At 68.2% G+C, this 26,160-nt stretch carries 28 protein-coding genes; 18 read left to right on the top strand and 10 right to left on the bottom strand.

The window, feature by feature from the left end:
• Positions 1-20 precede the first annotated feature (20 nt).
• Positions 21-191, top strand: coding sequence for a hypothetical protein (locus N7367_RS12780; RefSeq protein ID WP_164972344.1), 171 nt, complete (start codon positions 21-23; stop codon positions 189-191).
• Here N7367_RS12780 and N7367_RS12775 read toward each other — a convergent pair.
• Positions 188-931, bottom strand: coding sequence for a hypothetical protein (locus N7367_RS12775; protein ID WP_279942510.1), 744 nt, complete (start codon positions 929-931; stop codon positions 188-190). The genes N7367_RS12780 and N7367_RS12775 overlap by 4 nt on opposite strands.
• 91 nt (positions 932-1,022) lie before the next feature.
• Between N7367_RS12775 and N7367_RS12770 the strand changes: the two genes are divergently transcribed.
• The gene (locus N7367_RS12770; RefSeq protein ID WP_053518811.1) at positions 1,023-1,667 is read left to right on the top strand and encodes a hypothetical protein; all 645 of its coding nucleotides are present in this window, start codon (positions 1,023-1,025) and stop codon (positions 1,665-1,667) included.
• A gap of 54 nt (positions 1,668-1,721) precedes the next feature.
• Positions 1,722-2,690 (top strand): polysaccharide deacetylase family protein, encoded by a 969-nt coding sequence (locus N7367_RS12765; RefSeq protein WP_279942509.1) that lies wholly within the window; start codon positions 1,722-1,724, stop codon positions 2,688-2,690.
• 3 nt (positions 2,691-2,693) lie between these two features.
• Here the strand turns inward: N7367_RS12765 and N7367_RS12760 are convergent, their stop codons facing one another.
• The 3 genes from N7367_RS12760 to N7367_RS12750 form a co-directional block, all read right to left on the bottom strand.
• The gene (locus N7367_RS12760) at positions 2,694-3,536 is read right to left on the bottom strand and encodes an SAM-dependent methyltransferase (protein ID WP_345781897.1); all 843 of its coding nucleotides are present in this window, start codon (positions 3,534-3,536) and stop codon (positions 2,694-2,696) included.
• 44 nt (positions 3,537-3,580) lie between these two features.
• Positions 3,581-3,970 carry a hypothetical protein gene (locus N7367_RS12755; protein WP_279942507.1) on the bottom strand — a complete coding sequence of 130 codons (390 nt, stop codon included), beginning with the start codon at positions 3,968-3,970 and terminating at the stop codon, positions 3,581-3,583.
• A gap of 127 nt (positions 3,971-4,097) precedes the next feature.
• Positions 4,098-4,514 carry a hypothetical protein gene (locus tag N7367_RS12750; protein ID WP_279942506.1) on the bottom strand — a complete coding sequence of 139 codons (417 nt, stop codon included), beginning with the start codon at positions 4,512-4,514 and terminating at the stop codon, positions 4,098-4,100.
• An 85-nt stretch (positions 4,515-4,599) separates the two neighbouring features.
• On the opposite strand from N7367_RS12750, the gene N7367_RS12745 reads away from it, so the two are divergent.
• Positions 4,600-4,884, top strand: a complete 285-nt coding sequence (locus N7367_RS12745; RefSeq protein WP_065175406.1) for a hypothetical protein — start codon at positions 4,600-4,602, stop codon at positions 4,882-4,884.
• A 24-nt stretch (positions 4,885-4,908) separates the two neighbouring features.
• Here the strand turns inward: N7367_RS12745 and dmeF are convergent, their stop codons facing one another.
• On the bottom strand, positions 4,909-5,883 hold the full coding sequence (gene dmeF / locus N7367_RS12740; RefSeq protein ID WP_279942505.1) for a CDF family Co(II)/Ni(II) efflux transporter DmeF: 975 nt from the start codon (positions 5,881-5,883) through the stop codon (positions 4,909-4,911).
• A 51-nt stretch (positions 5,884-5,934) separates the two neighbouring features.
• Here dmeF and N7367_RS12735 point away from each other — a divergent pair, with 51 nt between their 5' ends.
• A complete protein-coding gene (locus N7367_RS12735) occupies positions 5,935-6,219 on the top strand; it encodes a metal-sensing transcriptional repressor (RefSeq protein ID WP_049417302.1) in 285 nt (94 codons plus the stop codon).
• Between the two features lie 24 nt (positions 6,220-6,243).
• Here N7367_RS12735 and N7367_RS12730 read toward each other — a convergent pair whose 3' ends face one another.
• On the bottom strand, positions 6,244-6,621 hold the full coding sequence (locus N7367_RS12730) for a MerC domain-containing protein (RefSeq protein WP_164151030.1): 378 nt from the start codon (positions 6,619-6,621) through the stop codon (positions 6,244-6,246).
• 67 nt (positions 6,622-6,688) lie between these two features.
• On the opposite strand from N7367_RS12730, the gene N7367_RS12725 reads away from it, so the two are divergent.
• Complete coding sequence (locus N7367_RS12725) at positions 6,689-8,014, top strand: GTP-binding protein (RefSeq protein ID WP_279942504.1); 1,326 nt, start codon at positions 6,689-6,691, stop codon at positions 8,012-8,014.
• Positions 8,015-8,024: 10 nt separating this feature from the next.
• Here N7367_RS12725 and N7367_RS12720 read toward each other — a convergent pair whose 3' ends face one another.
• Together N7367_RS12720 and N7367_RS12715 are read right to left on the bottom strand one after the other, a co-directional pair.
• Positions 8,025-9,635, bottom strand: coding sequence for an ATP-binding cassette domain-containing protein (locus N7367_RS12720; protein WP_279942503.1), 1,611 nt, complete (start codon positions 9,633-9,635; stop codon positions 8,025-8,027).
• 163 nt (positions 9,636-9,798) lie between these two features.
• Positions 9,799-10,698 carry a LysR family transcriptional regulator gene (locus N7367_RS12715; RefSeq protein ID WP_053518823.1) on the bottom strand — a complete coding sequence of 300 codons (900 nt, stop codon included), beginning with the start codon at positions 10,696-10,698 and terminating at the stop codon, positions 9,799-9,801.
• A gap of 197 nt (positions 10,699-10,895) precedes the next feature.
• On the opposite strand from N7367_RS12715, the gene N7367_RS12710 reads away from it, so the two are divergent.
• Positions 10,896-12,074: a serine hydrolase domain-containing protein gene (locus N7367_RS12710; RefSeq protein WP_180875805.1), complete on the top strand. Its 1,179-nt coding sequence runs from the start codon at positions 10,896-10,898 to the stop codon at positions 12,072-12,074.
• Positions 12,071-13,255 carry an MFS transporter gene (locus N7367_RS12705; protein WP_279942502.1) on the top strand — a complete coding sequence of 395 codons (1,185 nt, stop codon included), beginning with the start codon at positions 12,071-12,073 and terminating at the stop codon, positions 13,253-13,255. Before N7367_RS12710 ends, N7367_RS12705 begins: the two co-directional genes overlap by 4 nt.
• A gap of 3 nt (positions 13,256-13,258) precedes the next feature.
• Here the strand turns inward: N7367_RS12705 and N7367_RS12700 are convergent, their stop codons facing one another.
• The gene (locus tag N7367_RS12700; RefSeq protein ID WP_065182542.1) at positions 13,259-14,875 is read right to left on the bottom strand and encodes an EAL domain-containing protein; all 1,617 of its coding nucleotides are present in this window, start codon (positions 14,873-14,875) and stop codon (positions 13,259-13,261) included.
• A 226-nt stretch (positions 14,876-15,101) separates the two neighbouring features.
• Here N7367_RS12700 and cycA point away from each other — a divergent pair, with 226 nt between their 5' ends.
• The 4 genes from cycA (at position 15,102) to N7367_RS12680 (ending at position 20,888) form a co-directional block, all read left to right on the top strand.
• Entirely contained in the window at positions 15,102-16,475 is a 1,374-nt protein-coding gene (gene cycA, locus N7367_RS12695) for a D-serine/D-alanine/glycine transporter (RefSeq protein WP_180875803.1), read from the top strand.
• Between the two features lie 61 nt (positions 16,476-16,536).
• Positions 16,537-17,313, top strand: coding sequence for a lytic transglycosylase domain-containing protein (locus tag N7367_RS12690; protein ID WP_279942501.1), 777 nt, complete (start codon positions 16,537-16,539; stop codon positions 17,311-17,313).
• 133 nt (positions 17,314-17,446) lie between these two features.
• Entirely contained in the window at positions 17,447-18,739 is a 1,293-nt protein-coding gene (locus N7367_RS12685; RefSeq protein WP_279942500.1) for a hypothetical protein, read from the top strand.
• A gap of 70 nt (positions 18,740-18,809) precedes the next feature.
• Positions 18,810-20,888, top strand: coding sequence for a gluconolaconase (locus N7367_RS12680; protein WP_279942524.1), 2,079 nt, complete (start codon positions 18,810-18,812; stop codon positions 20,886-20,888).
• Here N7367_RS12680 and N7367_RS12675 read toward each other — a convergent pair.
• A complete protein-coding gene (locus tag N7367_RS12675) occupies positions 20,866-21,270 on the bottom strand; it encodes a YciI family protein (protein ID WP_279942499.1) in 405 nt (134 codons plus the stop codon). The genes N7367_RS12680 and N7367_RS12675 overlap by 23 nt on opposite strands.
• A gap of 183 nt (positions 21,271-21,453) precedes the next feature.
• Here N7367_RS12675 and N7367_RS12670 point away from each other — a divergent pair, with 183 nt between their 5' ends.
• From N7367_RS12670 to N7367_RS12645, 6 genes are all read left to right on the top strand, one after another.
• Positions 21,454-21,867, top strand: a complete 414-nt coding sequence (locus N7367_RS12670) for a YciI family protein (protein ID WP_053518842.1) — start codon at positions 21,454-21,456, stop codon at positions 21,865-21,867.
• Positions 21,868-21,918: 51 nt separating this feature from the next.
• A complete protein-coding gene (locus N7367_RS12665; RefSeq protein WP_164151011.1) occupies positions 21,919-22,341 on the top strand; it encodes a VOC family protein in 423 nt (140 codons plus the stop codon).
• A 38-nt stretch (positions 22,342-22,379) separates the two neighbouring features.
• Complete coding sequence (locus tag N7367_RS12660; protein WP_065175394.1) at positions 22,380-22,790, top strand: VOC family protein; 411 nt, start codon at positions 22,380-22,382, stop codon at positions 22,788-22,790.
• Between the two features lie 30 nt (positions 22,791-22,820).
• Complete coding sequence (locus tag N7367_RS12655; protein ID WP_074901992.1) at positions 22,821-23,177, top strand: DUF1428 domain-containing protein; 357 nt, start codon at positions 22,821-22,823, stop codon at positions 23,175-23,177.
• Between the two features lie 45 nt (positions 23,178-23,222).
• Positions 23,223-24,491, top strand: a complete 1,269-nt coding sequence (locus N7367_RS12650; RefSeq protein ID WP_279942498.1) for a sigma-70 family RNA polymerase sigma factor — start codon at positions 23,223-23,225, stop codon at positions 24,489-24,491.
• 54 nt (positions 24,492-24,545) lie between these two features.
• On the top strand, positions 24,546-26,160 hold a 1,615-nt coding region (locus N7367_RS12645; protein ID WP_279942497.1), incomplete at its 3' end, for a M28 family metallopeptidase.

Here is a 26,160-nt window from a genome sequence, read left to right as displayed (position 1 = left end):
CCGGCCTCTACACTCGTCGCATGCGCCAGACCCGCACGCCACCGTGGAAGAAGCCCAACCCGAAGGGCCAGAAGTCGCAGCCGTTGTCGCCTGCACAGAAGGAGGCGGCGCGGCAGCGCGCGGAGGAGAACGGGCGACCCTATCCGAACCTGGTCGACAACATGTGGGCGGCCAAGCTGCCGCGCGGTTAGCGCGGCGTTGGGCGGCCCGCTGGTGCAGGGACGAGCAGGGGCGTCCAACCGCGTTCGCGCCAAGGCGCGAACGTGCGTGGATGGACCTGCACCGCACCGGCGGCCAGAGCGCCCCGCGCTGTCAGTGCGGCCTGCAGCTGGTGTGTCTGCATCGGCTGTGCGAACGCGACCTGCAGCAGGTCACCCTGCTGCCGTACCTGTACCGGCAGAACGTCGCGCGACTGGATTGCCAGCGGTGGGCGGCCGATGGTGTAGTCCATCTCGACCGTGCGTGCGCCCTGTGCGATGACAGGCTGCCACGCCTGCAACAGCGCGGCGTGCCGGGATGCGGGCAGGCGCACCTGGGCGATGCTCGCCGGGTAGCCGACGGTGCTTTCAACCATGACCTGGAAGCGTGCGCCGTCCGGCATGGTGACGGCCCATACCGCTGCCGTGGCGAAGATCGGTATGCAGCCGATGAAGTACCACGCGCGGGGAACCGGTGCGGCAACGTGGTAGCTCGACTGCGGATGACGACGTTGCAGGCGCCGTAGTGCCTTGCGTTCGCGACGGCGCGGTGGTGTGGCCGCAGGCAGGAGGCGCGACGTCACCGGTGGCAGCTTTGCGCGCTGGGTCTGGATGACACGCGACACGGCGTAGGCCGCCCCTGCGATCATCAACAGGCCGGTGCCGTAATGCACCAGCAGGTACAGCGTCAGCATCCAGCGCACTCCATGCAGCGGTTCTTCCTCGGTGGACATCGTACCGCCGAGCACACGTGTTGTCGCATCCGCCAGCCGACAGCCGTGATCGGCTTGGTTACGATGACAGACCGCCGACACGAGTGTAACGATGACATCCACTCCGTTCCCTCAGGGCCGCACGCGCGCCCCGGGACTGATGTTGCTTCTGCTGCAGGTGGTCGCCGTGCTGGGCCTTGGCTTGGCCGCAGGCTACTTCCACCACCGCGTGGATCTGTTGCTGGAGCCGGTGACGGCTGCCTGCGGTGGCCCGGACCCCGCGGCGCGACTGCGGATGGCCGAAGTGTTGATGGCGCGTGCCGGCGCGCTGGATGATTGGCAGCCACTGCGGTGGTTGCCGGTAGCGGGCATGGTGCTCGCACTGCTGGGTGCGATGGCCATCTGCGTGCATTGGTGGCACCGGGTACGGCGGCCCCTGCGCACCACCGCGCTGGGGCTGATGGCTCTGCATGCCAGCGCCATGGCGCTGGCGGCGTGGACCCTGCATCTGTACGAAGACGCGTGGAACAGCGTGGTCAGGCTGTCTCCGACGGCGTGTCTGGTCGATCTGACCCAGCAGGGACGCATGCCACTGGAGCAGGCCCAGGAGGTGGTCTTCCATATCTTCACCCGTGCGCACGCGCCGCTGCAGCGCAATCCGGATGACCTGGCCCTGGTGCTGGTGGCGCTGTTGACGGCCGCGATGGTGGGCGGTGTTGCACTGTGGCGGGCCGCGGCTGCGGAAGAGGGGCGCTGACGGCGCTCGCGCGCTGGGCTACAGTCGGCGTTCCTGCCGACACAAGGATGGTCCATGCGTACGTGGCTGTGTGCCCTGCCGTTGCTGCTGTTGTCGCTGGCGGTGCACGCCGCGGAGGTGGACCGGCGCATCGCGGTCACCATTGATGATCTGCCGTGGGCGCGCGTGGACACCATCCTGCCTGCGGATCTGCAGACGCGCCATGCGGCGTTGATGGCGCAGCTGCGCCAGGCCGATGTGCCGGTGGTGGGTTTCGTCAACGAGAACAAGCTGGAGGTTGATGGCCAAGTGCAGCCGGCGCGGGTGCAGATGCTGCGCGATTGGCTCGATGCGGGTTATGGGCTGGGCAACCACACCTATTCGCACATGGACCTCAATGCGCGGGGCGTGGCTGCCTTCCAGCAGGATTTCCTGCGTGGCGAACAGGTGCTGCGGCCGCTGCTGGCCGAGCGTGGACAGCGGCCACAGTGGATGCGCCATCCGTATCTGCGTGCGGGCCGGACGGCCGAGGACCGCGCGGCAATGGACGGATTCTTCCGCGACCACGGGTACCGCGTGGCGCCGGTGACGGTGGACAACGGCGAATGGGTCTGGGCCTTCGCCTACGCCAACGTGATGAATGAACAGCCGCCGTCCGCAGCCCGCGAGGCTACGCTGGCGCGGCTGCGCAAGGGCTATGTGCCGTACATGCTCAACAAGCTGGACTACTACGAGCGGCAGTCGCAGGCGCTGCTGGGCTATGCGTTGCCGCAGGTCTGGCTGATGCATGCCAATGAACTGAACGCGGCCACCTTCGCCGAACTGGTGGCGGCCACCCGGCGGCGCGGCTACCGCTTCATCACGCTGGAAGAAGCCATGCGTGACCCCGCCTATGCGCGCGGCGCGGAAGGCTACAACGGCCGCTACGGCCCGAGCTGGCTGCATCGCTGGGCGATGGCCGAGAACAAGCCGAAGGATTTCTATGCCGGCGAACCGGTGGTGCCGGCGTGGGTGATGACGCTGGCGAAGGTGGATTCGGAGTAGCGCTCAGCGCTTGACCGCCAGCACGCCGTCCAGCGCGAGCTCGGCCTTGAATCCGGCCTTTTCCAGGCGCTTGGCCACTTCGCGCGGCACATCGCGGCCGCTGGTGAGCTTGTTCGGCGCGCCGGTGTAGTGGAACAGGGGGCCGCCCTTGCGCAGGACGCGGGCGAGATGGTCGTAGAACACCTGCGAATACAGTTCGCCTGCGATGCCGAAGCGCGGCGGGTCATGCAGGATCGCATCGACGCTGTTGCTGGCGATCTGCTCGATCTGCTGCGAGACGTCGCCCTGGCTGAAGTGCAGGCGACCACCGGCAGCGGCCGAGTCGGGATCGGGCGACCACGGGTTGAGCGTGCGCAGCCACATCACGTCGGCGTTCTTCTCGAACGAGCGGATCTGGCCGACGCCGGCCTCCAGTGCGCAGGCGGCGAAGTAACCGAGCCCACCACAGGTATCAAGCAGCGCCTTGCCTGCCGGTGCAACCAGCTCGACCTTGCGGCGTGCGTCTTCGAACGGCGACAGCTTCGAGGTGGGCAGCATCTTGATGCCGTCGATTTCGAAGGTCGGCGCACCCCACTCGGTAGGCACCAGTTTGATCAGTGAACCGCTGTAGCGTGAGATGGGAGCGAAGTCTTCGCCCTCCCAGTAGTACAGCGTGCGGTCCTTCAGCTTGCCCGGCCACGGGTAGTGCTGGCCGCGGAAATGGAAGCCTTCCGCGTCCAGCCCCACGCTGTCCTGGCTGCGCCCCAGGTCAAGCGAGCCCTGCCACTCGGGCGCGCCCTTGTCATGGGCACGACGCAGGGCGTCGGCGCTGTCGCGGGTCAGCAGGGGGCCGGTGTAATGGGGCACGGCAGGCATCGGGCGGTTCGGGGGAGGGCATGGTACCGCAGCTGTCATGAAGGATAGAAAGAGCGGTGTTGGATCCCAACGCAACTGCCGGGGGCATTTTCGCGAGTGCATACCCAACCTGCTGCCGGCCCTTCAATCGTCCCTTCCCCCTGAGACGGTTCCATATCCATGGAGGCGCAGAAGGCCTGATGATAGAGCTTGGTGGCTTCCGACTGGTCACTGTATCGATAGATCAGGCGTCCAAATCCATCTGGCTTGAGATGCTGATCAACCTGGATGTGTGCTCCGTCGAAGTCTGGCCACGTTGTACGACGAACGATGATGATCTCGCCCTTGGAGTCCAACTCGGTTCTGTCGACACTCAAGGGTGTTTCTGCGAACGCAGGTACAGCCATGGCCGTCGCTATACATAGCATCAGCGCGCGTCTGCTCATGTGTGAGTCTCCGTTTCATGGTGGCGGAGACAGTAGGCTCAACAATATCCGGCATCTCGATTGTGACCGAAGTTGTGCCTGATCGAATTTGAAACTTTCCTCATCCGCTTGAATCCCTGCACTTCGATCAATCGCACTTCACCGCATACACCGGCCCGGCACCGATCAGCATCAGTGCCATGTAGTCGCTGTCACTGGCCTTGCCCTTCAGCGTGGCGCCCCTGTTGAAGTGGAAGAGGCCGAAGCCGCCGGCCATGCGGATCAAGGCGCTGTCGATCTGTGCCGCATCGTCGCGGAAGTAGCGGCTGATCTCGCTGGAGGTGGCCTTGTGCAGCCCGTTCGGGTCGCGCTGCCATTGCCCATCGCGGTTGAAGGAAACGAAGTACTGGCTGCCTTCGCGCTCGATGCGGAAATCGGCGGTCTTGCGCGGGCTGGTAGCGAAGCAGCCTTGCAGGGCATCGGAGGAGAACGGCAGCCGCGCATCGCCGCCGCAGGCGGTGAGCAGCAGGAGGGCACCGGGCAGCAGCAGGCGAAGCGCGCGCATGGGATGTCCCGACGAGGCAGGTGCGGCTAGTGTAGGCAGCAGCCGGGCGTGGCCCGTACAGAAATTCGGCAAGAGGACGCGTGCAATGGCACAGGGCAAGGCACCGTGGTGCGGAGTGGCCAGTGGATTGGGCCTGGTCGTGGGGTGGGCTGCAGGCACGCTTGCGGCACAGGCGGCGGTGGCCGCGGGAGGCAATGGCATCGCCGCAGGCCTTGGGGTGGGCGTGCTGGGCTCGGCACTGGTGGGATGCGGGCTGGCGGTGGCATCGCGGGTGCGGGGCGAGCGTTGGCCCTGGATCGGTATCGTGGGCGCGGTGCTGAGTGCGCTGCCGTTGCTGATGTACCTGCTGCGGATGATGCTGAAGCTCTGAAGCCGGGGCGAGGGCTCGGCGCTGTCAGGACGGGCTGTGATGGATCTCGACCGTCACGTGCACCAGCTCCTCGTGGATCGCCAGCGCCTGGCGCACGGTATCGGCATCAAGGCGGGCGTCGCTGGTCACCACGCTGGCGCTGACCGCGTACTTGCCCCGGCCCACCTGCCAGACGTGCAGGTCGGCCAGGCGTGCCGGCCATGGGCCCTGCTCGATCACCTCGCGGACCTCGGCCACCACCGGCGCGTCCATCTGCGCGTCGAGCAGGATGCGGCCACTGTCACGCAGCAGGCCGACCGCCCACACCGTGACCAGCACGGCGCCGACCAGACCCATCACGGGGTCCAGCCAGGTGAGGCCCAGCAGTTTGCCGCCGAGCAGTGCGACGATGGCCAGCACCGAAGTGGCCGCGTCGGCCAGCACGTGCAGGTAGGCCGAGCGCAGATTGAGATCGTGGCCCTGCGAAGGGTCATGAACGTGATCGTGGTGATGCCCGTGATGATGCGCGTGGTCGTGCCCATGCGCGTGATGCGTGTGGCCGGGGCTGTCGTGCAGCCACCACGCACAGAGCAGATTCACGCCCAGGCCGACCACGGCGATGGCGATGGCTTCGTCGTAATGGATCGGCGCGGGAACCCACAGCCGCTGCACGGACTGCGCGGCCATCAGCGCGGCGACACCCAGCAGGGCAATGGCGCTGGTATAGCCCGCCAGGATCTCGATCTTCCAGGTGCCGAAGGCGAACCGCGGGTCGTGCGCGTAGCGCCGTGCACAGCGGTAGGCGAACACCGAAAGGCCCAGCGCGAGTGCGTGCGAGCTCATGTGCCAGCCGTCGGCCAGCACGGCCATGGAGTTGAACCACCAGCCGCCGACGATCTCCACCAGCATCATGCCGACGGTCAGCCACAGGGCGCGGCGGGTATTGCGTTCGGCAAGGGGATTGCCATCGTCGAAGCGATGGTCGTGGCGACGGGCAGCGGCGAGCGTGTCCAGATGCATGGAGTGACCGGCGGGTGGAGTTGATACCCCCATAGGGTATACGATCCACCCATGGCACATGTACACAGAAATCGAAAACAGCTGCTGACCCGGGTGCGCCGCATTGGCGGCCAGGTGGCGGCATTGGAGCAGGCGCTGGACAGGCCCGAGGGTGAAGCGGGCGACTGTGCGGACGTGCTGGTGCAGGTCGCGGCGGTGCGTGGTGCGGCCCACAGCCTGTTGATGGAGTTGCTGCACGAGCACCTGCAGGAGCATGTGGTCGGGGCTGAAGACCCGCAGCAGCGGGCGGCGGAGGCCGAGGTGCTGGTCGAACTGTTGCGGCGTTACGGGAAGTAACGCGGGGCGGGCCGTCGGCGATGCTCAGCAGTGGCGGTGCCGGCGCCGCGCGTTCCAGATGTGGGTGGCGGCCAGCAGCAGGCTGCCGGTGACGGTCAGCGGCGTTTCCCAGGCATGCGAAGGTAGCTCGAGCGCGCCGGCCAGCAGCAGGCCCAGGCCGAGACCGGCCGCAGTCCAGGCCATGACGGGCAGGCGATGGCGGCGGTCGGCCCGCCACAGGGCGTAGCCGGTCAGCGGCAGGGCGATCGCCACGAACAGCAGATGCACCCATTCGGCCTGGGCCCAGGCGCCGAACAGTGGCAACGCGGCGGCAAGCAGGGGCAGCGCCAGGCAGTGCAGCAGGCACAGGCTCGACAGGGCGAGGGCTCCGGCATCGAGCAGTGCGGGGGAAGGGGACTTCATGGGGAGGTTCCTTGCGTAACAATTGTTATACAGTAACATTTCTTTCCCGCAGCCAGACCGCTCCGACATGAACACTGTTTCCCGCGCCGACCGCCGCTTGCCCGTCACCGTGCTGTCCGGCTTTCTGGGGGCCGGCAAGACCACCCTGCTCAACCAGATCCTGCGCAACCGCGAGGGCCTGCGCGTGGCGGTCATCGTCAACGACATGAGCGAGGTCAACATCGATGCGCAGCTGGTGCGCGACGGTGGCGCCGAACTGCGCCGCACCGAAGAGACGCTGGTGGAATTCAGCAACGGCTGCATCTGCTGCACGCTGCGCGAGGACCTGCTGCAGGAAGTGCGGCGGCTGGCTGACAGCGGCCGCTACGACTACCTGCTGATCGAATCCACCGGTATCGGCGAACCGATGCCGGTGGCCGCGACCTTCGCGGTGCGCGATGAGCAGGGCTTCAGCCTGAGCGACATCGCCCGGCTGGACACGATGGTCACCGTGGTCGACGGCAGTGCCTTCCTGGCCGACTTCGGATCGACCCTGCGCCTGGCCGAGCGTGGCCAGCAGGCGGGACCGGACGACGACCGCGGGGTAGTCGACCTGCTCTGCGAGCAGGTCGAGTTCGCTGACGTGATCGTGGTCAGCAAGATCGACCAGGTGGAGGAGGAAGTGCTGCAGGACACGCTGGCCGTGCTGCGCGGCCTCAACCGCGATGCGAAGCTGCTGCTGTCCAGCTTCGGTGATGTACCGCTGACGGAACTGCTCGATACCGGCCGCTTCGACTTCGAGCGGGCGCAGCGCGCACCGGGCTGGGTGAAGGAGCTGCGTGGCGAGCACACGCCGGAAAGCGAAGAGTACGGCATTGCCAGTTTCGTCTACCGTTCACGGCGGCCGTTCCATCCGGCCCGTTTCGCGCGCGCGTTGCGCAGTGGCATGCCCGGCGTGATCCGCAGCAAGGGCTGGTTCTGGCTGGCCAACCGCATGGACTGGGTGGGCGAGTTGAACTCGGTTGGCGCGGCAACGCGCACGCAGGCCGCAGGGTTCTGGTACGCCGCGCGTGATCGCGTACGTGCAGGCCTGGAAGACACCACGCCGCTGCTGCCGCCGACGCCCCTGCCGTACAGCGATGTGGGCTGGGCGCGCCAGCAGGCCAACTGCTGGAGCGCTCCGCTGCCGGGCGTGGAGGACTTCCCGGATCGCGCCGCGCATGCCGCGATGGCGCGGCTGTGGCATCCGCTATGGGGGGACCGTCGGCAGGAACTGGTGGTGATCGGCGTGCACATGGACGAACGCGCGGTGCGCGCGGAACTGGATGCGTGCCTGCTGGATGACCAGGAGCTCCGCGCCGGCCCGCTGTTGTGGCAGCAGCTGCCTCAGTCGTTCCCGGTGTGGAAGCGCTGACGGGAGGGGTTCAAGGGCGTGGGTCGTGCCATTGCCAACCGTCTGCTGTTACCTGCAGTACCTGCGTGGGCCGCAAGGCCTGCAGCAGGTGACGGTCGTGGCTGACCATCATCAACGCACCCGGCCATGCATCCAGCAGCTGTTCCAGCGCCTGCAGTGCCCCCAGGTCCAGGGCATTGCCGGGCTCGTCGAGCAGCAGCAGCTGGGGTGCCGGGTCGGCATACAGCACGCTGGCCAGTGCGCCCTTCACCCGTTCGCCGTCGCTGAGGCTGCTGGCGGGACGCTGGATGCGCTGCGCATCCAGCCCCAGCAACGCCAGGCGCGTGCGCAGCTCGCCAGGATCGGCGGCGGGGTTGGCGGCCTGCACGCTGTCCAGAATGCTGCGCGTACCGCACAACCCCAGCAGCTGCTGGTCCAGCAGGGCCAGCGGCGCGAGGCGCTGCACGGCGCCACTGCGCGCGGGCAGGTGATCGGCCAGCACACGCAGCAGGGTCGATTTGCCACTGCCGTTGTCGCCGATCACGGCGATGCGTTGCCGGCGACGGATCGCCAGCTGCAACGGCAGGCTGCAACCGTACGGCAGTACGAGATCAGTCGCCTGCAGCAGGCGCGTACTGCCACGTTCGCCCTCGCCTGCAAACAGGGCCAGCTCGGGTGTGGCCTGCACGGCCGATGAAGCGGCGCGCAGCTGCGCGGCACTGGCCTGCAGGCGCTCGTTCTGGATCTGCTGCGCACGCCCGTGGCTGGCTTCTGCGCGCTGCTTCTGCCGGCCGAGCAGGATCGGTGCCTGGTTGGCCTGCTTCGCCTCGCGCGTGCCGCGTGCCTGCCGCTGCTGTTGGCGTTCGTGCTGCTCGCGCGCGCTGCGCTGCTGCCGCCGGTGCTGCGCACGTGCGTGGTCAAGCTGTGCGTCCGCTGCGTCCCGCTCGGCGGCGCGTGCCTCGGCATAGTGCTGCCAGGGTCCGCCGTAGCGACGCAGGCCGTGCGCGTCCAGCTCGACGATCTGCTGCATGTGCGACAGCAGCTCGCGGTCGTGGCTGATCACCAGCAGACCGCCGGTCCACTGCTGCAGCTGCGCGTAGAGCTGCTGCCGATGGCGGGCGTCGAGGTGATTGCTGGGCTCGTCCAGAATCAGCCAGTCGGCGCCACTGGCCCAGGCGCCGGACAGCGCCACCTGCATCGCCTGGCCACCGCTGAGGCGGGCCGCCGGCTGCGCAGGATCGAGATCGTCCGGTAGCTGTTGCGCCTGCCAGTGCTGTGCCAGCCGCTCGCGCAGATCCCAATGCTCGCCAATGCAGGCGAAGTCGGCCTCGTCGATGCTGCCAGCCTCGATCCGCGCCAGTGCGGCCAGCTGCGGGCCGACGCCGGCCAGTTCGCCGACGCTGCCACGGGGTGGGTGGCCGGGCGTGGGCAGCAGGAACACGTTGCCGCTGCGGTGCACGTCGCCGCTGTCCGGCGTGATCTGCCCCGCCAGCAGGCGCGCCAGCACGCTCTTGCCGGCACCGTTGGCGCCGACCAGGCCGGTGGCGACCGGTTCAAAGGAAAACGACAGGTCTGAAAACAGCGACCGGCCATCGGCCAGTCGATACGACACGCGATCGAGCGTGAGGAAATGTGCGGTCATGCGACCTCCATGGATGCCGTGTTCTCCCCTGCGCGCAGGGGCGGGAAGCGTCGGGCCGTCTAGTTCGAAGACGGCGGCATCAATGGCGCATCGGTCGCGAGCCTCAAGGAGGAATGAGCGGCCAGTATAGCGCCGGCGGCTGAACGGTCGCGCCGCGGCGTGGCTACGGCACGGTGTCCAGGCGCGCGCCGACGAAGTCGATGAACACGCGCAGCTTCGGCAGTACGTGGCGCCCCGAGGGCCACAGCAGGTGGAAGGTGCCGCAGGAGTGCACGTACTCGTCCAGCACCGTCACCAGGCGCCCGTCGGCCAGCGTATCGCGCACTGAATGCACGGGTACGAAGGCCAGGCCGACATCGCGCAGGGCCAGGGCCACGCGGGCTTCGATGGTGTTGGCGACCATGTGCACGGGCAGTTCCTGCACGGGTTCGCCTTCGGGCCAGTGGATCGGCCATGGCTCCAGCTTGCCGCTGCTGGGGAAGCGGTAGTGCAGCAGCGTGTGCTGCAGCAGGTCGGCCGGGGTGCGGGGCGTACCACGCCGCTGCAGATAGGCCGGCGAGGCAACGACACGCCGGGGAAACACCCCCATCCGACGCGCGTTCATGCGCGAATCGCTGGGCTCACCCACGCGCAGCACTGCGTCGAAGCCCTCTTCGATCACGTCCACCAGGCGGTCACTGAAGTCCAGGTCGAGGCGGATGTCCGGATACGCCGCCATGAATTCGGCCATCAGCGGCAGGGTGAGGTCGCCGACCAGCGGCAGGCTGATGCGCAGGGTGCCACTGGGCGTGGCATGCGGTTGCGCCAGTTCGGTACGCGCGGCATCGCGCTCGTCGAGGATGCGCCGGCAACGGGCCAGGAACAGTTGGCCCTCCGCGGTGAGGGTGATGCTGCGCGTACTGCGGTGGAACAGGCGTACGCCCAGGGCCTGTTCCAGCCGGGCCACGCACTTGCCCGCCGCGGAGGCGGAAATGCCCTGCAGGCGCCCGGTTTCGACGAAGCTGCGGGTGTCGGCGGCGTGCACGAAGGTCTGCAGGTTGGCGAGATTGTCGAGAACGGACATGGGCGTGGCAGGCAGGGCAGCGGCGGGGGGAATGCAACACCGTGATGCAGCGCGTTGACGCGCGATGATGGCCTTCCGGTTCCGGGCATCATGCCCATTGCGGACTCCCCGGTCCATGATGCGCGGAGCGGCAACCGGCTTTTTGCCGGCGTCCAGGCTGCCTAAGGTGGCGGCCTCTCCTCCCACGGACTGCCGCCATGAATGCCGCTCTTTCCCCAGTGACTGAACCCGCCCTGCCGTCGGTGCAGCGCCTGCTGCAGCAGGTGCACCCTCATCGGCTGGTCGGTGCGGTCGTGCAGGTGCGTGTGCACGGGGTGCTGCGCCACGCCAGCGCCACCGGCCTGGCCGACCGTGAACGCGGGGAACCGATGCGCCGTGACCATCTGTTCCGCCTGGCATCGGTGAGCAAGCCTCTGCTGACGGTGGTGATCCTGCGCCTGGTCGCCGAGGGTGTGCTTGATCTGGATGCGCCCGTGCAGCGCTGGCTGCCCGATTTCCGGCCGGCGCTCGCCGACGGCAGCACCCCGGCCATCAGCCTGCGCCAGCTGCTCAGTCACAGCAGCGGCCTGGGCTACCGCTTCCTGGAAGCCGATGCGCACGGCCCCTACGCGCGGGCCGGCGTCAGTGATGGCATGGATGCCAATCCGCTGTCGCTGGCCGACAACGTGCGGCGTATCGCACAGGTGCCCCTGCTGTTCCCGCCGGGCAGCCAGTGGATGTATTCGCTGGGCGTGGACGTGGCCGGGGCGGTGGCCGAAGCCGCAACGGGCGAGACCCTGCAGGCGTTGTTCGAGCGCCTGCTGGCGACGCCGCTTGGCCTGCGCGACACCGCCTTCGCAACCGGCGACGCGAGCCGGCTGGCCACGCCCTATGTCAGCGACGACCCGCTGCCGCACCGCCTGCGCGAGGGCGAGGTCGTGCCGGTGTTCCCGGAAACGGTCGGTATCGAGTACAGCCTGGCCCGGGCCACCGATGCCAGCCGCTATCCATCGGCCGGCGCGGGCCTGGTCGGCACGGCCGACGATCTGATGACGGTGCTCGAGGCGCTGCGCGACGGGCAGGCGCCTGCGCTGCTGCCGGCCCCGCTGCTGGCGCAGATGGGCACGCCGCAGGTGGGTGAGGCGGGGCCGCCGGAGCCGGCAGGCTGGGGCTTCGGCCTGGGATTTGCCGTGCTGCGCGATGCGGTTGCCGGCGCAACGCCGCAGGCGCCAGGCAGCTGGCGCTGGGGCGGTGCCTACGGCCACAGCTGGTTCGTCGACCCGGCACGGGGCCTGAGCGTGGTGGCGCTGACCAATACGCTGTACGAGGGCATGGACGGTGCATTCGTGGATGAACTGCGCGATGCGATCTACGCCGATCTGGAGGCTGCACGATGAGTGGCCACGCGATCGATGCGGCAGCCCCCGCGGGTGCTGCCTCGCGCCTGCCCTGGGCCGGCCTGCTGGCGCTGGCCGGCGGTGCCTTCATCACCCTGCTGACGGAAACACTGCCGGCCGGGGTGCTGCGGCCGATGGGCGCCAGCCTGGGGGTGAGCGATGCGGCGGTGGGTCAGCTGGTCAGCGTGTACGCGCTGGGTTCGGTACTGGCGGCGCTGCCGATGACCGCGCTGACCCAGCGTTTGCCGCGTCGTCCCCTGTTGCTGGCCGCGATCGCCGGCTTCGTGCTGGTCAATACGCTGACCGCGTTGAGCAGCAGCTACGCGCTGATTCTGGCGGCGCGCTTCCTGGCCGGCGTCAGTGGCGGCCTGCTGTGGTCGCTGGTGGCAGGTTACGCCGCGCGCATGGTGGTGCCTGAGCTGCAGGGACGCGCCATCGCGGTGGCGATGATCGGATCGCCGTTGGCCCTGTCACTGGGCGTGCCGGCCGGTACCCTGCTGGGCCAGCAGATCGGGTGGCGCTGGGCGTTCGCCCTGATGAGCGTGCTGGCGCTGCTGCTGCTGGTCTATGCGCGCTGGGCCCTGCCGGCCCTGCCCGCAGCCGGCTCCGGACGGCGTGTGTCGCTGGCTGCGGTATGGCGCATGCCGGGCGTGCGCAGCACCTTGCTGGTGATGGCGCTGTACGTACTCGCGCACAACGTGCTGTACACCTACATCGAGCCTCTGGCCTTGCAGGCCGGTGCGGGGGCCTGGCTGGACCGCCTGCTGCTGGCGTTCGGCATGGCGGCCCTTGTCGGTATCGCGATCGCTGGCTGGGGTGTGGACCGCCACCTGCATGCGCTGGTCTGGAGCACGGTGCTGGGCTTCATCGCCGCCGTCATGGCGCTGCTGTTGTGGCCGGTGAGCGCGACCGCACTGCTGCTGGCGACGATCGTGTGGGGTATGGCGTTCGGTGCAGTGCCGACCCTGTTCCAGACGGCACTGGCGCGGCGCGCCGGCGCGGCGGCCGACCTTGCACAGTCGATGCTGGTGACCGGCTGGAACCTGGCCATTGCGGCCGGCGGCGTGGCCGGTGGCCTGGTGCTGCAGTCCGGCGACGCGCGCCATCTGGGCTGGCTGCCGCTGCTGTTGCTGGCGGCAAGTGCGGTGTGGCTGATCGCACGCCCGAAGGCCTGGGCGTAACGCTTACGGCAGTGGCTCCTGTTCGATCGGTACGCTGCGCGGGTTCTGCATCTGTTCGCGCGCTGCGCCGTAGCGCTGCTGCCGCTTGTGGTGGAACGCCACGAATTCGTCACGTGGCAGCGGCCGGGAGAACAGCCAGCCCTGCCCGAACTGCACCTTTTGACCGTGCAGATAGGCCAGCTGCGCTTCTGTCTCCACGCCTTCGGCCACGACCCACAGGCCCAGCTCGCGCGCCATACCGATGATGTGCGGGGTGACCGGGCTGGTGGCACTGTCGGTGCCGATCGCATCGACGAAGGACTTGTCGATCTTCAGCGCATCCAGTGGCAGCTGTGCCAGGTACTGCAGGCTGGAATAGCCCACGCCGAAATCGTCGATGGCGACGCTGTGCCCGGCGCGGCGTGCCGCGGCCAGCATCGTGCGGGCGCGGTCCAGGTCGAGGAAGCCGCGCTCGGTGGCCTCCATCCAGATCTGCTGCGGCAGGATGCCGCTGCCGGTCATGTGCTTGGCGATCATCTTCAACGCGCGGCCGCTGCTGATGTCTTCGGCCGCCAGGTTGATCGCCACGTGCGCGCTGCGATCGCCGACCAGCAGTTCGCGCAGGTCGCGCACCACGTTCTCGATCACCAGATCGGTGACATCGCCGATCATCCCGGCCTCTTCGGCCAGCGGAATGAACAGGTCCGGACGCACCTGGGTGCCGTCCGGACGCTGCCAGCGCACCAGCGCTTCGGCGCCCACGCAGATGCCGGTGTCCAGTTCGATGATCGGCTGGTAATGCAGGTACAGCTCGCGACGGCGGATGGCAGTGGCCAGTTCACCCCGCAGCGACAGCCGGCGGCGCGACAACCAGATCACCAGGCCGGCACCGGCGGCGGCCAGCAGCACGCCCAGCGGCACGAACAGCCACGCCTGCTGGCGGAAGCTGGCGGTGAGCGCGGTCCGCGGGGTGGTGGCGATGGCCAGCCATTCTTCATTGCGAGCGGTGGCGTACAGCGTGTTCTGGTCCAGACCAATGCCGGGATCGCGCAGCAGGCTCTGCAGCAGCGCCGGATCCATGTCGTTCTGCCGGGCCAGCAGGCGGCCGTCGGGGCTGGCCAGGGCCAGCCGCACGTTCGGATCAACGATGACATCGACGAAGCGGCGGGGATCGACCAGTACGTCGTAGGAGCCATACAGGATCGACAGCACCTTGCGGCGGCCGCTGGTCTCGGGACGCACATCGACCGCGATTCCGGCGCCGTCGCTGGTGACGTGGTCCGGCCTGGGCTGGTTCACGTCGGACAGGAACGGCCCCCATGAGGTGCACCGCAGTTTGCCGCCTTCGAAATAGCCCAGCTGATCGGCCGAAGGGGTGGTCATCACCAGCGTCTGCATGCGCCGGATGTGCTCCGGGCTGCAGGCGGGGAGTGCGGTGGCCTCGGCTGATTTCAGTGCGGCCAGCGCTTCCTGGTAGGACAGGTCCGCACGCCGCAGGGTGCGTTCGGCGATGTCATGCAGGCGCTGCTGCTCCACGCTCACGGCGCGGTCCCACGTGGCGTAGGCCATGACGGCGATGGGAATGGCCGCCGCCAGCAGCGCCAGCGCGGTTCCCCCGATGATGATCCGCAGTCGGCTCACGTCCGGGGCTCCAGCAAGGCAGGCAGGGCAGGGCGCATGGTCGGGCCGATCCTTGGGCAGATGCGGCTATCTGAGCATGCCGCCGCGCCGGGCGGAATGGGACGAATCAGGTATTCGGTCACATTGTGGTGAAAGCGGCCAACTTTGCCGGATTCAGCCCGTCCCCAGCTGGCGCAACCGGCCCGGGAGGACTACCGTCGGACGCTTCGCCCGCCGATTCCGCGCCATGACCGACCCTGCCCAGCCCCCCGAGCATCTGCGCCGCAGCCTGTCCAACCGCCACCTTCAGCTGATTGCCATCGGCGGTGCCATCGGCACCGGTCTGTTCATGGGATCGGGCAAGACCATCAGCCTGGCCGGCCCGTCCATCGTGTTCGTCTACCTGATCATCGGCGCGATGCTGTTCTTCGTCATGCGCGCGATGGGCGAACTGCTGCTGTCCAACCTGCAGTACAAATCCTTCATCGATTTTTCCACCGATCTGCTCGGGCCCTGGGCCGGCTTCTTCTGTGGATGGACCTACTGGTTCTGCTGGATCGTCACCGCCATCGCCGATGTCATCGCCATCGCTGCGTACGCACAGTTCTGGTTCCCCGGCCTGGATGCGTGGATTCCGGCACTGATGTGCGTGCTGTTGCTGCTGGGGCTGAATCTGGTGACAGTGAAGCTGTTCGGTGAGATGGAGTTCTGGTTCGCGCTGATCAAGATCGTGGCGATCTGCGCGCTGATCATCACCGGCGCCGGCCTGGTGGCGTGGGGCTTCACCTCGCCCAGCGGGCACACCGCCTCGCTGGCCAACCTGTGGAACGACGGTGGCATGTTCCCGATGGGACTGGTCGGCTTCTTTGCCGGTTTCCAGATCGCGGTGTTCGCCTTCGTCGGCATCGAGCTGGTGGGAACCACCGCCGCTGAAACCGCCGACCCGGAGCGCAACCTGCCCAAGGCGATCAACTCGATCCCGGTGCGCATCATCATCTTCTACGTGCTTGCGCTGGTGGCGATCATGGCAGTGACGCCGTGGCGGCAGGTGGTGCCGGACAAGAGCCCGTTCGTGCAGCTGTTCGTATTGGCCGGGATCCCTGCCGCCGCCAGCCTGATCAATTTCGTGGTGCTGACCTCGGCAACGTCCTCGGCCAACAGCGGCATCTTCTCCACCAGCCGCATGCTGTATGGCCTGGCGGAAGAAGGCCACGCGCCGCGCGGCCTGTCGAAACTGTCGCGCGCGGCGGTGCCGGCCCGCGGGCTGCTGTTCTCCTGCCTGTGCCTGCTGGGCGGCACGCTGCTGATCTACCTGATCCCGAATCTGGTGACCGCCTTCACCCTGGTGACGACGCTGGCGACGGTGCTCTTCATCTTCGTCTGGTCGCTGATCCTGGTGGCTTACATGGTCTACCGCCGCCGTTACCCGCAGCGCCACGAGGCCTCGATCTTCAAGATGCCCGGTGGCGTGGCGATGTGCTGGGCGTGCCTGGTGTTCTTCGCGGGCGTGCTGGTCCTGTTGAGCCTGCAGGCCGATACCCGCCAGGCCCTGATCGCCAGCCCGGCGTGGTTCGTGCTGCTGGGCGTGGGCTACGCGCTGCGCAGCCGGATGGCCCGCTAGGGGCGCGGCCGCCACCGCATTCACCCATCGTTAGCGGGGGCGGCCGGATGATCCGGCCGCCATGACCCTCCGCCCCGTCCTCGCTGCGCTGATGCTGCTGTCCCTCCTGTGGGCCGGGACGGCGGCTGCGCGCACGGTGTACCGCTGCGTGCAGGGCAACACCGTCAGCCTGGCCACCGCGCCGGAACCCGGTTCGCGCTGCACCGCGCGAGATATCGACGACAACGCCATCCAGACCCCGAACCTGTGGGGCAACATGGGGGTGTTCAGCGGCGTGCTGTACGAACGTGAGCAGGACGGCCGGCTGGTCTATTCCACCCGCAATCTGCCGGGCTCGCGGGTGTTCCTGAAATTCACCGTGGCCACGCCGCCGGGCGAGCCTGCGCATGAGGGCCTGGGCCGGGTCGGCAAGCCGCAGCTGGCGCCGCACGCGCGGCAGTTCAGGGCGGCAGCGAAGGCGACCGGTGTTGATGATGCCTGGCTGCGTGCCATCGCCCACGCAGAAAGCAACTTCGACGCGCTGGCGGTGTCCAGCAAGGGCGCCCAGGGCGTGATGCAGCTGATGCCCGAGACCGCACTGGAGTACGGGGTGAGCGACCCGTTCTCGCCACAGCAGTCGATCGACGGTGGCGCGCGCTACATGCGCGCGCTGCTGCGCCGCTACAACGGCGACCGCACGCTTGCCGCGGCCGCGTACAACGCCGGCATCGGCGCGGTGACCCGCTACAAGGGCGTACCGCCCTACGCGGAAACGCTGGCCTACGTGGACAAGGTGATGGCGTTGTACACGCGCTATCGCGAGGCGATGGGCATCCGCATCGAGGTGCCGGCAAAGTAGCCACTCGTCGGACGGTGATTGTGGGCGCCCCTCGGCCGCGGCAGGATGGCGCTGCACGGGTGGGCGGGGGAGCGCCGGCCCGGGCGTCGAGGGACGATCCGGCCTGCAGCATCGAATCCACAGGGGGATGTGCATGAAGCCTATCAGGAGCGTGGTCGCGGCATTGCTGTTCGCGATCGCATGCAATGGCTGTGCCAGCAAGAACGTGTTGTATCGCGATGCCGAACGACGACAGGACGCAACCGCGCTGTTCCTGGACCGTGAGGGCAGTCTCTACCCCGCAGCCAGCGTAGCGGTGCCGGTGCAGCAGATGCTGGAAGGGGCACGCCCGTCGTCGGCGGAGTTCGCGACGCTCCGGCATCTCTACCAGCAGTCGGCGGTGCCAGGTGCCGCCTCGGCAGCGGCGTGGCGCAGCCTGCTTGCCGATACCGGGGTGACGCCCGACGCCGCCTTCACCGACACCTGGCAGCAGATCCAGCAGGTGCTGCGTGCGCGCGCCTCGCAGCAGCTGGATCGTGCTGCGGAGGACGGCCGTGTGGTGGTGCTGCTGGTGCACGGCTACAACAACGACTACCGCGAGGCGGCCGCCTGGTACGAACGGGTGGAGCGTGATTTCCGCGAGCGCGGGGCGGCCAGCGGGCAGACGTTGTCATTCGTGCGCGTGTACTGGGATGGCCTGCATGGCAATGCGTTCCGGATCTGGGGCGCCGCCCAGCTCAACGGGCCCTACGTGGGGCTGGAGCTGCGCAGGGTGCTGGCGGGTGTGGACAACAGGGACATGCCGTTGCGGGTGTTCACCCACAGCTCGGGTGCGTACGTGATGAACAACGCACTGGGCAACGGCTCTTCGCCGCTGCGCGGCATGCAGGACGCTTACTACCGTCGCGCTGCCGGTCTGGATGGCTATGGATTCCCGCCGCTGCGCAACCTGCGCATGGCCATGCTGGTGCCGGCGCAGCCGCCGACGGCGATGGCCAACTACCATCATCCGCGCCTGGAGCAGACCTTCGGCACGATCCCCGACCGGTTGATCCTGGGCCTGAGCCGGCACGATTTCGCCACCGGCAAGGGCCGCCGGCTGGGGTCGTGCAGGATGGCGGGCAACACCTGCATGGCCACCCACATCCGCTATTCCTGCGCAGCGGTACGGCGCGACCTGCGCAGCAGCGAATCGCACGGGCGAAAGCAGGTGTGGGCCGTCGCGTTTCCGCAGCCCGCGCTGACATCGCATCCCCATGCGGTAGCGTCCTACATGCAGGATGGCGACTGGAAGCTGTTCGCGGACGCGCTGCTGCTCGACACCGCGCTGGAGCCGGCCAACCAGGCTGCGCTGTGCGAGCGCAGGGTAGGGCCGCTGAAGCACAGCGATGCCTGGCCCGACGAAATCAAGGTGCGCGCTGAAACATCACCCGAGCGTGCGGGTTGAGGCCGATGCGGGTTGGCATGGGTGGCGCTACTGGCTAAGGTCGTCGCTCCCCGTTGAATGATGGAACATGATGGCGCGGCGATACTGGATGGCGGCGGTTGCGGTGGCAACCGCCGGTGCATTGGCAGCTACCTTCTGGCTGCCGGACGAACCCCACCCCGAGACCCCTGCGGGACCGGCGCCGACGCCGCTGGCATGGACCGCGCAGATCGAACTGCTGGCCGGTGATGGCCATCCGGGCGATCGGGATGGCGCCTCCGCGCAGGCGCGCTTCGCCGATCCCTACGCGCTGCTGCGGCTGGCCGATGGCAGCGTCTACTTCACCGATGGCGGCGACAACAACCGCATCCGCCGCCGCCTGCCCGATGGCCGCGTCGAGACCGTGGCCGGGCAGGGCGAAGGTCGCGCCGATGGCCCGGCACTGCAGGCACGCTTCCACACGCCGTCCGGCATCGCCGCCGATGCACAGGGCAATCTGTACGTGGCCGACACCGGCAACCATGCGATCCGCCGTATCGGTGTCGATGGCCAGGTGACCACGGTGGCCGGCGGCGAGCAGGGGTACGCCGACGGTCCCGGCGCGCAGGCACGTTTCGATGCGCCGATGGGTATCGCCGTGGATGCGCAGGGGCAGATCTACGTGGCCGATACCTGGAACGACCGGATCCGGGTGATCGGCACCGACGGCAGTGTGCGCACCCTGGCCGGGGGCGACCGGCCCGGCTTCATCGATGCCGCAGGAGGCGAGGCGCGGTTCGATACACCGGTGGCGCTGGCCTTCGACGCGCACGGGGCCCTGCTGGTGGCGGATCTGTTCAACAACGCGGTGCGTCGTGTCGGTGCTGATGGCACGGTCAGCACGTGGGTCGGCAGTGGCGGGGTCATCAACGGGCCGCTGTCGCTGACCGCGACCCATGATGGCGTGCTGTACGTGGGCGACCTTGAGGGACGCGTGGTGCAGGTCACCGCACAGGGCCACCAGATCGCACTGGTGGGCAATGACCGACTGCCGCGGCTGGCGCGCCCCAGCGGCCTGGCGCTGGATGCGGATGGCAGCCTGCTGGTGGCCGACGCGGCCGGATACCGGCTGCATCGGCTGCGGCCGCTGCCGGTGGGCGAGCTTCCGGCCCCTGCGCTGGTTGGACCCGCCGCTGACGCAGCGCTGCCGGACACGGCCGGGCGCTGGCCGCTGGCACCGCAGGAGGGCTGGCACGAAGTGGTCGGCACGCTGGGCGAGGTGCGGGGCAATTTCAGGGGTGAGAGCCGGCACCATCTGCACGGCGGCTTCGATGTCCGCGGCGATGTCGGCCAGACCGTGCTGGCCATCGCCGAGGGCAAGATCAGCAGTCCGGTGGCCAGCTGGAGCCTGGGCGGGCAGGGCGAAGGGCTGGCGGTGGACCGGCTGAAGTACATCCACATGCGGGTGGGCCGCACGCCGCGCGGGGAACCGTTCGACGCGCGCTGGCAGGCGCTGTATGACGATCAGGGCGCGCTGGAACGCATCCGCGTGCGGCGGGGCACGCGCATCCACGTGGGCGATCGCCTGGGCAGCATCAACAGCCAGGCGCACGTGCATCTGGCGGTGGGCACCAGCGGCTTTGAAACCAACGCGGTCGCACTGGGGTTCCGCAACTTCGCCGATCACTTCGCGCCGCGCATCACCGATGTGGCGCTGCTGGACGCCAACGACCAGCCGATGGCAGCGGGGAGCGACGGCAGCGTGATGGTCGCGCGGCAGGGACGGGGCGTGCAGATCGTGGTCGAGGCCTGGGACCAGGTCGACAACAACCTGGCCCGGCGCAGGCTGGGCGCGTACCAGGTGGGCTACCAGATCCTGGATGCGGCCGGGCGGCCGCTGCAGGGCTACGAGCAGCCGCGCTGGAACATCGTGTTCAACCGCATGCCGCCGCAGAACGCGGCCGTGAAGGTTGCCTACGCACCGGACAGCGGCATCACGGTGCACGGCAGCGCCGTCACCCGTTTCCGCTACCTGGTCACCAACACCGTGCGCGATGGCCTGATGGAGACCGGTCGCTGGCAGCCGGCAGCCCTGCCGCCGGGGGACTACATCGTGCGTGCCAGCGTGCGCGACTACAGCGGCAACGAGGGCATCGGCAAGCGCGAGGTCAGAGTACGGCTGCTGCCATAGCAGGCGGGGCGCCGCAGCGCTCGCGCTCGGCGTCCATGTCCTCCAGTGGGCGCACTTCGATGCTGCCGAACCGTGCCCACGGGAACTCGCGCGCGATGCGCATCGCCTCGTCACGGTCGCGCGCGACAATGAGATTGAAGCCGGCCAGCAGCTCGCGGGTTTCGGCGAACGGGCCATCCAGCACCCGGCTGTGGCCATCGCGGACGCGCAGGGTCTGCGCGGTATCCACCGGCTGAAGTTTCTGCGCCAGCAGCAGCGTGCCTTCGGCCTGCAGCCTGTCGGCGTGGGCCAGGCAGTCGCGCATCAGGCTGTTGAACGCCTCGGCCGGCAAGGCCTGCAGCAAGGCAGGTTCGATGTAGATCAGGAGCAGGTACTGCTGCATGGCGCGATCCTGGCGGGGGCGGACCTGCATGATCGCGCAGGTTTGCGCTGGGGCATGTTGCAGCGCGGGAGACCGGCCCGCCGGTCCCCCCCCCAAAAAAAACTTTCAGAATTTGTCGATTCCCCGTCCCCTCGTTCGTTGTAACAGTGAAGGGCGCGCACCTGCGCCTCACGGGAGACCCACATGAAAGTCATGGTGATCGTCAAAGCCAACGCCGATTCCGAAGCCGGACGCCTGCCCAGCGAGCAGGAGCTGACGGCCATGGGCGCCTACAACGAACAGCTGGTTGCCGCCGGCATCATGCTGGCCGGTGAAGGCCTGCATGCCACCGCGCGTGGCCGCCGCATTCACTTCGGCGGCGCTGGACCGCAGGTCGAGAGCGGCCCGTTCGCGCCCGTCGCCGACCAGATCGCAGGCTTCTGGCTGTGGAATGTCCGCTCGCTCGACGAGGCTGTGGAATGGGCCAGCCGCGCCCCCTTTGGCAGTGGTGGCACGCTCGAGGTGCGCCCGCTGATCTCCGCCGAAGACTTCGGCGAAGCCTTCACCCCCGAATTACAGCAGCAGGAACAGCGTCTGCGCGAGCAGCTCGAAGGCTGAGCCCCGCCGCGCTGCGAACACTCGACACCTTCAACCGAACGGAGCACCCCGATGAAACTGATTCCCTTCCTTGGCTTCAGCGGCCAGGCCCACGAGGCGATGGCCTTCTACGCCAAGGCCCTGGGTGGCCAGGTCACCTCGGAAATGAAGTACCGCGACATGCCCCCCTCCGACGGCTCGCCGGGGTGCAACGAGATGCCGGCCGACACCCTTGACCACGTGGCCCACAGCCAGCTGGAAATCGGCAGTGCCATCCTGATGGCCGCCGACGGCCCCGGTGCCGGCGACGGCGGCTCGACCACCATCAATGTCGATGTCGACAGCATCGAGGAGGCCGAGCGCGTGTTCGCCGCGCTGGCCGATGGGGGCCAGGTGCAGATGCCGATCGCCGAGACGTTCTGGGCGCACCGCTGGGGCATGTTGACCGATCGCTACGGCAAGCCGTGGATGGTCAACTGCATGAAGCAGCCCTGATCGCCCGCCTTCTTTCCATTTCCCAGGGAACCTGAGCAATGAGCACACCGCAACCGCAGATGATCTTCGTCAACCTGCCCGTGCAGGATCTGGACAAGTCCAAGGCCTTTTTCGCCGCACTGGGCTACCACTTCAACCCGGCGTTCACCGATGAGAACGCGGCCTGCATGGTGGTCAGCGACAGCATCTTCGTGATGCTGCTGGTCAAGCCGTTCTTCCAGCAGTTCACCACCAAGGCGATCGCCGACGCGCAGGCGCAGACCGAGGTGATCACCTGCCTGTCCGCCGACAGCCGCAACGCAGTGGACGTGATGGTGGACAAGGCACTTGCCGCCGGTGCCACTGAACCGCAGCCGGCGCGCGACTATGGTTTCATGTACCAGCGTGGCTTCCAGGACCTGGACGGACATCTCTGGGAAATCGCCCACATGGACGGCGAGCCGGGCTGAGCGGCCACGCCCGACGACAGGAGAACGCTCATGGCTTACGTCGATGCCTATGTGCTGCCGTGCCCCGAGGACAAGGTCGCGGCCTACCGCCGCCTTGCCCGCAAGGCCGGTGCGGTGTGGAAGGATCACGGTGCGCTTCAGTACATGGAATGCGTGGCCGACGACGTGGAACCCGGCACGTCGACCTCGTTCCCGCGTGCGGTGAAGGCCAAGCCGGGCGAGACCGTGATCGTGGCCTTCGTGGTGTTCCGGTCGCGTGCTGCACGTGACCGCATCAACGCGAAGGTGATGGCGGATCCGCGCCTGGCCGACATCGGCCCGAAGGACATGCCGTTCGATACCCGGCGGATGTTCTGGGGCGGCTTCAGGCCCATCGTCGAAGCGTGACTGCCGGTGCTTGTGCGGCGGGAGCGTGCATGCTGTGATCGACGCATGCACGAGCCCTCCCTGACCCAGCGCCTGGAGACTCTCTGGCGGATGGAATCGCCAGTGTTGATCGCGCGCCTGGCGCGGCTGCTCGGCGGTGATGTCGGCCGTGCCGAGGAACTGGCCCAGGACACCTGGCTGGCCGCGCTGGAGCGTTGGCCGGAGCAGGGCATCCCGGACAATCCTGGAGCCTGGCTGATGACCACCGCGCGCAACCGGGCCATCGATGTGCTGCGCCAGCACCAGCGGGTGGCGCAGCAGCATGCGCAGTGGGGCGAGGCGCTGCATCCGGCCGCGCTGCCGGCACCCGATGACAGCACCGCGCTGGAAGACGATCTTGGCGACGATCTGCTGCGCCTGATGTTCGTGGCGTGCCATCCGGTACTGCCCGCCGACGCGCGCGTGGCGCTGACCCTGCGCCTGCTCGGCGGGTTGACCACGAGCGAGATCGCGCGCGCGTTCCTGCAACCGGAACCGACCATCGCCCAGCGCGTGGTGCGCGCCAAGCGCACGCTCGCGCAGAAGCAGGTGCCCTATGAAGTGCCGCGTGCCGAAGCGTTGCCCGCGCGCCTGGCCTCCGTGCTGGAAGCGATCTACCTGGTGTTCAACGAAGGCTACGCCGCCAGTGCCGGCGATGACTGGATGCGGCCAGCGCTGTGTGAGGAGGCGCTTCGCCTGGCGCGCATTCTCGCCCACCGCATGCCGGCCGCCGCCGTGCTGGGACTGCTGGCACTGATGGAACTGCAGGCGTCGCGCGCCGCGGCGCGGGTGGATGCGCAGGGCCGGCCGGTGCTGCTGGACCAGCAGAACCGCGCACGCTGGGACTGGCTGCAGATCGAACGCGGGCGGCAGGCGCTGGCGCGCGCGCTGTCGGCCGGCGGTAGCGACGATCCCTACGTGCTGCAGGCCTGCATTGCCGAGTGCCACGCAACGGCGCGCCGGGCCGACCAGACCGATTGGGCGCGCATCGCCGGACTGTATTCGCGGCTGCTGCAGATCCAGCCTTCGCCTGTGGTGGCGCTGAACCGGGTGGTAGCCATCCTGCGCAGTGAGGGCGCGTTCGCTGCCTGGGCGCATCTGCAGCCGCTGCTCTCCGATGACCGTCTGCGTGACTACGCACCGTTGCAGGTCGTCCGTGGCGAAGTGCTGCAGCACCTGGGTCGGGTCGAAGACGCCCGGCAGGCGTTCCAGGCCGCTGCCGCGCTCACCGACAACGTGCGCGAACGCGATCACCTGCTGGCGCGGGCCCATCCGACAGTGCCAAAAGCGCCTTAAATCCCTCGGGCCCCTTTTGTACACTCGGCTGGGATTTCCCTGCTGGAGAGAGCAATGAAGCGAGTAGCACTGGGCGTGCTGGCCCTGTCGGTGTCGGGCGCACTGATGGCGGCCACGCCGAAATTCGATGGCGCGCGGATTTCCGCCGACGTGAAGGAACTGGCCTCGGACGCCTATGAGGGCCGTTCGCCGGCCACGGCGGGCGAAGCGAAGACCATCGCCTACCTGAGCAAGCAGTTTGCCGACGCCGGGCTGCAGCCGGGTGGCGACCTGAAGGATGGCAAGCGCCTGTGGACCCAGGCCGTGCCGCTGCGCAAGGGCGACATCGTGGGGACGCCGCAGCTGGCCCTGCATCAGGGTGACAGGACCATCGCGCTGGAGCAGGGCAAGCAGATCGCCGTGCGCGCGGCCATGAACGGCGCCAGCACGGTGGACATCAGCAAGGCGCCGCTGGTCTTCCTCGGCTACGGCGTGAAGGCCCCGGAGCGCAACTGGGACGACTTCAAGGGCGTGGACCTGAAGGGCAAGATCGCGGTCGTGCTGATCAACGACCCGGACTTCGAGACCGGCAAGGGCGACTTCGACGGCAAGGGCATGACCTGGTACGGCCGCTGGCCCTACAAGTACGAGGAAGGCGCACGCCAGGGCGCGCTGGGCGTGCTGATCGTGCATGAGACCGCACCGGCCTCGTACGGCTGGGCCACGGTCGCCGGCTCCAACACCAACACCATGTTCGATGTGGTGCGCGACAACCCGGCCGACAGTCACCCTCTGCTGGAAGGCTGGATCCAGCGCGACCTGGCCGTGGACCTGTTCCGAGCGGCCGGCCAGGATTTCGAGGCACTGAAGAAAAAGGCGCAGCAGCGCGACTTCACGCCGGTCACGCTGACCGGCGCCAGCCTGGACGCGAAGTATGCGGTGAAGACCGAAGTGATCACCTCGCACAACGTGGCGGCGCGGCTGGAAGGCAGCAGCCACCCGGACGAGACCGTGATCTACAGCGCCCACTGGGACCACATCGGCGTGGGCGAGCCCGATGCCCGCGGCGACCGCATCTTCAACGGTGCGCTGGACAATGCCAGTGGCACCGCTTCGCTGATCGAACTGGCCCGTGGCTTCGCCAAGGGCAAGCAGCCGCAGCGCTCGCTGCTGTTCCTGGCGGTCACCGCCGAAGAAAAGGGCCTGCTGGGTTCGGAGTACTACGCGACCCACCCGTTGTATCCGCTGGAGAAGACCGTGGCGGTGATCAACATGGATGGCATGGCGCCGTTCGGCCCCTCGCGCGACTTCGGCATCTACGGTGCCGCGCGCTTCGAGCTGCTGGACCAGCTGAAAGAGGTGGCCAAGGGCTGGGACATCCGCTATACGCCCGATCCGAAGCCGGAAGCGGGCCTGTTCTTCCGCTCTGACCATTTCCCGTTCGCCAAGCGCGGCGTGCCGGCGCTGTCCTGGTCGGCCGGACAGGACTGGGTGGACGGGGGTGTGGCTGCTGGCAGGAAGGCCTCGGAGGACTACACCGCCAAGCGCTACCACCAGCAGGGCGACGAGTGGCAGCCCGACTGGGTGTTCGCCGGCGCCGCCCGCGACCTGGAGGTGCTGTACACCCTGGGCAACCAGCTGGCGAACTCGCGCAGCTGGCCGAACTGGAGCAAGGACGAGTCGTTCCGCG

Source organism: Stenotrophomonas sp. GD04145 (assembly GCF_029835135.1).
GTDB lineage: Bacteria > Pseudomonadota > Gammaproteobacteria > Xanthomonadales > Xanthomonadaceae > Stenotrophomonas > Stenotrophomonas maltophilia_P.
The sequence above is the reverse complement of the archived record's forward strand: the minus strand, read 5'-3'. Positions and strand labels throughout refer to the sequence as shown.

Coding starts and splice junctions, on each gene's coding strand:
- N7367_RS12745 (WP_065175406.1), top strand. CDS start 4,600: ATGGCACAGGGCAAGGCACCGTGGTGCGGAGTGGCCAGTGGATTGGGC.
- N7367_RS12665 (WP_164151011.1), top strand. CDS start 21,919: ATGAAACTGATTCCCTTCCTTGGCTTCAGCGGCCAGGCCCACGAGGCG.
- N7367_RS12770 (WP_053518811.1), top strand. CDS start 1,023: ATGACATCCACTCCGTTCCCTCAGGGCCGCACGCGCGCCCCGGGACTG.
- N7367_RS12690 (WP_279942501.1), top strand. CDS start 16,537: ATGACCCTCCGCCCCGTCCTCGCTGCGCTGATGCTGCTGTCCCTCCTG.
- dmeF (WP_279942505.1), bottom strand. CDS start 5,883: ATGCATCTGGACACGCTCGCCGCTGCCCGTCGCCACGACCATCGCTTC.
- N7367_RS12765 (WP_279942509.1), top strand. CDS start 1,722: ATGCGTACGTGGCTGTGTGCCCTGCCGTTGCTGCTGTTGTCGCTGGCG.
- N7367_RS12655 (WP_074901992.1), top strand. CDS start 22,821: ATGGCTTACGTCGATGCCTATGTGCTGCCGTGCCCCGAGGACAAGGTC.
- N7367_RS12735 (WP_049417302.1), top strand. CDS start 5,935: ATGGCACATGTACACAGAAATCGAAAACAGCTGCTGACCCGGGTGCGC.
- N7367_RS12725 (WP_279942504.1), top strand. CDS start 6,689: ATGAACACTGTTTCCCGCGCCGACCGCCGCTTGCCCGTCACCGTGCTG.
- cycA (WP_180875803.1), top strand. CDS start 15,102: ATGACCGACCCTGCCCAGCCCCCCGAGCATCTGCGCCGCAGCCTGTCC.
- N7367_RS12720 (WP_279942503.1), bottom strand. CDS start 9,635: ATGACCGCACATTTCCTCACGCTCGATCGCGTGTCGTATCGACTGGCC.
- N7367_RS12730 (WP_164151030.1), bottom strand. CDS start 6,621: ATGAAGTCCCCTTCCCCCGCACTGCTCGATGCCGGAGCCCTCGCCCTG.
- N7367_RS12750 (WP_279942506.1), bottom strand. CDS start 4,514: ATGCGCGCGCTTCGCCTGCTGCTGCCCGGTGCCCTCCTGCTGCTCACC.
- N7367_RS12705 (WP_279942502.1), top strand. CDS start 12,071: ATGAGTGGCCACGCGATCGATGCGGCAGCCCCCGCGGGTGCTGCCTCG.
- N7367_RS12675 (WP_279942499.1), bottom strand. CDS start 21,270: ATGCAGCAGTACCTGCTCCTGATCTACATCGAACCTGCCTTGCTGCAG.
- N7367_RS12715 (WP_053518823.1), bottom strand. CDS start 10,698: ATGTCCGTTCTCGACAATCTCGCCAACCTGCAGACCTTCGTGCACGCC.
- N7367_RS12685 (WP_279942500.1), top strand. CDS start 17,447: ATGAAGCCTATCAGGAGCGTGGTCGCGGCATTGCTGTTCGCGATCGCA.
- N7367_RS12670 (WP_053518842.1), top strand. CDS start 21,454: ATGAAAGTCATGGTGATCGTCAAAGCCAACGCCGATTCCGAAGCCGGA.
- N7367_RS12755 (WP_279942507.1), bottom strand. CDS start 3,970: ATGAGCAGACGCGCGCTGATGCTATGTATAGCGACGGCCATGGCTGTA.
- N7367_RS12680 (WP_279942524.1), top strand. CDS start 18,810: ATGGCGCGGCGATACTGGATGGCGGCGGTTGCGGTGGCAACCGCCGGT.
- N7367_RS12780 (WP_164972344.1), top strand. CDS start 21: ATGCGCCAGACCCGCACGCCACCGTGGAAGAAGCCCAACCCGAAGGGC.
- N7367_RS12710 (WP_180875805.1), top strand. CDS start 10,896: ATGAATGCCGCTCTTTCCCCAGTGACTGAACCCGCCCTGCCGTCGGTG.
- N7367_RS12775 (WP_279942510.1), bottom strand. CDS start 931: ATGTCCACCGAGGAAGAACCGCTGCATGGAGTGCGCTGGATGCTGACG.
- N7367_RS12660 (WP_065175394.1), top strand. CDS start 22,380: ATGAGCACACCGCAACCGCAGATGATCTTCGTCAACCTGCCCGTGCAG.
- N7367_RS12650 (WP_279942498.1), top strand. CDS start 23,223: ATGCACGAGCCCTCCCTGACCCAGCGCCTGGAGACTCTCTGGCGGATG.